We start from the raw sequence: 862 nt of genomic DNA on the forward strand, positions 1-862 counted from the left end.
CTGCAATTCGCACCGAGGCTTCGAAACCACAAAAAGCGTTGAGCTTCGAACTCGACCCTGACGACCCCAACCCCTGGACTTGAACCAGGGACCTCACCCTTATCAGGGGTGCGCTCTAACCACCTGAGCTAATGGCCCAGGAGTCTCATCCCTTTTGGGGTGTGACCTAGACAAAGTTTAGAAACTGAAAATCTCCATCAAGCAATCAACATTGCTGCTGATTCTTAACTTCAAAGCTGAGGTACCGATCGACCTAAGGTGACAGGATTTCGGCCTAAGAATAAAAATACTCAGGCATCAAAATCATTGTGTTGTCTCCCTGTTAGGAGGTGATCCATCCGCACCTTCCGGTACGGATACCTTGTTACGACTTCACCCCAGTCATCAGCCCCACCTTCGACGTCCTCCTCCACAAGGGTTGGAGTAACGGCTTCGGGCGTGGCCAACTTCCATGGTGTGACGGGCGGTGTGTACAAGGCCCGGGAACGTATTCACCGCAGTATGCTGACCTGCGATTACTAGCGATTCCGCCTTCACGTAGGCGAGTTGCAGCCTACGATCTGAACTGAGCCACGGTTTATGGGATTTGCTTGTCCTCGCGAACTTGCAGCCCTTTGTCCGTAGCATTGTAGTACGTGTGTAGCCCAGGATGTAAGGGGCATGATGACTTGACGTCATCCACACCTTCCTCCGGTTTATCACCGGCAGTCTCTCTAGAGTGCCCAACTAAATGCTGGCAACTAAAGACGTGGGTTGCGCTCGTTGCGGGACTTAACCCAACATCTAACACCAGAGGAGACCCCCTCGTTGGTAACCACCACCTGCAAGGGCGAGCTCGCCGCAGCCGCAATCCGGACCACCC

General features: G+C 53.5%; 1 tRNA gene and 1 rRNA gene. Both read right to left on the reverse strand.

What is annotated here, in order from left to right:
• Positions 1-61 precede the first annotated feature (61 nt).
• Positions 62-145 (reverse strand) — tRNA-Ile (locus tag Q3Y53_RS13025).
• A 177-nt stretch (positions 146-322) separates the two neighbouring features.
• A 16S ribosomal RNA gene (locus Q3Y53_RS13030) occupies positions 323-862 on the reverse strand; the annotation flags it as partial.

The organism is Synechococcus sp. YX-04-1 (assembly GCF_030546365.1).
GTDB lineage: Bacteria > Cyanobacteriota > Cyanobacteriia > PCC-6307 > Cyanobiaceae > Parasynechococcus.